A 3,111-nucleotide genomic window follows, 5' to 3' on the forward strand; every position below is an offset into this window, starting at 1 on the left:
TAGCCCTTGGGTATAGCATGGCGGTACTCAAACCAGAAATCGAATATGTCTCCCAGTAACAGGATCGCAGCGGCATCATGCCTTACGGAGTCCAGCCAGCGTACTATTTTCTTCTCACGCGCCCGGCTGCTGGCAGCGTCGGGTACGCCCAGATGAAAATCAGAGGCAAAGTATACTTTCTTACCCGGCTCTAATTTGTCAATGCGGAAGGTCATCAATCAGGAACAGTATAAGCTGTTTCGGGCCGTGTGCGCCCATCACCAATGTTTTCTCGATATCGGCTGTGCGGCTCGGGCCGCTTACCAGGGATACCATAGACGGGAAGTTGTCCTTGTACTTATCGCGAATTCCCTGCAGGCCGTCCTTGATGTCGGGTACCAGCTGGCTTGCCTTTGCCACTACCATGTGCGTTTCCGGGTATACGGTGAGCCTTCTGCCGCCGGCATTGGCAGAGCTGACCAGGATACTGCCGGTGCGGGTAATCAGCGCTTCGCAGGTCGTGAGGCTGGCATGGGCATTTTGTATAAAGTCCTCTTCTCCCGCCGTGAATTCTATACCTGCCTGGTAGAGAATGTTCTGCAGGTTGGGTTCCCACACGTGCAGGTACTGCATGTTCTGTTCCCGCTTCAGCGCAAAAAGCTGATCAAAGAAGTCTTCTTCATTTTCGCAATACACGAACAGGCCGCTGTTGCGGATAAAAGCTTCTGCAAACTCTACCGACAGGTCCTCGGAAGGCAGATGCAGGGGAGAACTAAAGTCGGGTGTAGGAGGCAGAAAAGGCGCTGACTTAGCCAGCGCCTCTCTTACTCTTCTTAAAACTATTTCTTTAGATTTTGCTTCGTACATGCCTGTCTAGATCAAGCTGTTCTGGAGTTGATGGATGTATTGTCCTGCGTAGAGGCATCGTTCTGCAGCGTAGTGCCCGGTACCTGGCCCTGGCCATTCTGCTCCGGATGCTCGGTCTGCCCTACTTCAACCGGATGCTGCTCCTGCTCTACTTCACTTTTGGTTTTGCTGCGATCCGTACCGGCCGTATGCGCCTGGTAAGTGGTCAGGGCTTCAAACGGCCGCTTACCCACCAATCGCTCCAGGTCGCTCTGGAACAGGATCTCTTTCTGCAACAGCTCCTGCGATACAATCTCAAGCTCATGACGCTTGCTTCTGAGCAGGTCTTTTGTGCGCTCGTAGGCAGACGAGATGATGCTGCGAACTTCGTTGTCGATGGTCTCTGCAGTAGCTTCCGAGTAAGGCTTGTTAAACGTCATCTCGGTCTGCTTCGAGTCGTAGAACGATACGTTGCCGATCTTGCTGTTCATGCCGTACATCGTCACGATGCTGTAAGCCATTTTAGTGATGCGCTCCAGGTCGCTCAGGGCTCCTGTCGATATCTTGCCAAACACGATCTCCTCGGCAGCACGTCCGCCCAGGGCCATGCACATTTCGTCGATCAGCTGCTCGGTCGTATACAGGAATTGCTCTTTCGGCAAGTACTGTGCATATCCCAGCGCGGCTACACCACGTGGAACAATACTCACTTTTACCAACGGATCGGCATGCTCCAGGAACCAGCCTGCAATGGCATGACCAGCCTCGTGGTAGGCTACAATCTTTTTCTCTTCCGGAGAGATGATCTTGTTCTTTTTCTCCAGACCACCGATCACACGGTCAATGGCGTCGTTGAAATCCTGCTGGTCCACTGCTTTTTTGTTGCGGCGGGCCGCGATCAGGGCAGCTTCGTTACACACGTTGGCAATTTCGGCACCGGCAAAACCAGGTGTCTGTGCGGCCAGCTTGCGGGCATCCACATCGGCAGCCAGGGTAAGTGGCTTCAGGTGCACATCAAATATCTCGGTACGGCCGTTGATGTCCGGCTTGTCGATGCTGATCTGGCGGTCAAAACGACCCGGACGCAGCAAGGCAGAGTCCAGGGTGTCCGGACGGTTGGTAGCGGCCAGAATGATCACACCGGAGTCAGTCGCAAAACCATCCATTTCCACTAACAGGGAGTTGAGGGTGTTTTCGCGTTCATCGTTGCCACCAGGTGCCGAACCGCGGCTACGGTGACGTCCGATCGCGTCAATCTCATCGATGAAGATGATACAGGGAGCTTTTGCTTTGGCCTGCTTGAAGAGGTCACGTACACGCGCTGCACCCACACCCACGAACATCTCCACGAAGTCAGAACCTGACAGCGAGAAGAAGGGGACGTCGGCTTCACCGGCCACTGCTTTGGCCAGCAAGGTTTTACCTGTGCCCGGAGGGCCTACCAGCAGGGCACCTTTCGGTATCTTACCACCCAGTATCGTGAATTTGCCCGGATTCTTCAGGAATTCAACAATTTCCTGTATTTCTTCCTTCGCTTCTTCCAGGCCGGCGACATCCTTAAAAGTGATCTTTACTTTGTTCTCTGCATCAAAGAGCGCCGCCTTGGATTTGCCGATGTTGAAGATCTGGCCACCTGCACCACCTGCTGTTACGCGGCGCATCAGGAACCAGAAACCAAACAGGAGCAGGATCAGGAAGCCCCACTGCAGGAAGAAATCGGCAAAGCCGGTACGGGTGTCGATGCTGTAGGGCACACGCTGCTCACGCGGAATGGTCTCCTGAATTTTCTCCAGGTCCTCCTTGAAAGACTCTGCGGTGATGATCGAGAAGTGGTAGTGCGGCCCCTGTTCCATCGCAAAAGTGCCACGGTTCGCGAGCTCGCTGCTATACTTTTCGTTTTGTAAGGCTTCCTCTTTCAGGTATACCTCTACCATCTTGCCATTCACGATCGTCAGTTTTTTGACATCGTTGCTCAACAGCATTTCTTCAAAATTCTGCTGCGTGGTTTCAACCGAAGAGTTACTCTTATTGAGGTAGGTAAGCCCGAAGATAAGCAGAATCAGTACGGCCAGCATCCACAACTGCATCGTAGGCCGTGGAGGCGTAGCCGGTATCATCGGCTTCTTCTTTTTATTATTTCCTTTATTATTCTGTTCTGCCATGAATAGTTAGTTTCAGATAAATGAAAAACTATGGTCGCGCTGATTTGTTCAGGGCAACCATAGGTATTAGACATTCTCTATACGCTGAATGCCGGCATCACCCCAGAGTTCTTCCAGCGCATAG

General features: G+C 52.7%; 2 protein-coding genes and 1 pseudogene. All 3 read right to left on the reverse strand.

The window, feature by feature from the left end:
* A pseudogene (locus OB13_RS15700) lies at window positions 1–215 on the reverse strand (UDP-2,3-diacylglucosamine diphosphatase); the annotation flags it as partial.
* Entirely contained in the window at window positions 199–846 is a 648-nt protein-coding gene (locus OB13_RS15705) for a LutC/YkgG family protein (RefSeq protein ID WP_461491123.1), read from the reverse strand. The pseudogene OB13_RS15700 and the gene OB13_RS15705, both read right to left, overlap by 17 nt.
* An 11-nt stretch (window positions 847–857) precedes the next feature.
* Window positions 858–2,987, reverse strand: a complete 2,130-nt coding sequence (gene ftsH / locus OB13_RS15710) for an ATP-dependent zinc metalloprotease FtsH (RefSeq protein ID WP_461491124.1) — start codon at window positions 2,985–2,987, stop codon at window positions 858–860.
* Between the last annotated feature and the right edge of the window lie 124 nt (window positions 2,988–3,111).

Source organism: Pontibacter sp. HJ8 (assembly GCF_054824225.1).

Bases quoted from the DNA above. Each gene is read 5' to 3' on its own strand.
- ftsH (WP_461491124.1), bottom strand. From the start codon at position 2,987: ATGGCAGAACAGAATAATAAAGGAAATAATAAAAAGAAGAAGCCGATG.
- OB13_RS15705 (WP_461491123.1), bottom strand. From the start codon at position 846: ATGTACGAAGCAAAATCTAAAGAAATAGTTTTAAGAAGAGTAAGAGAG.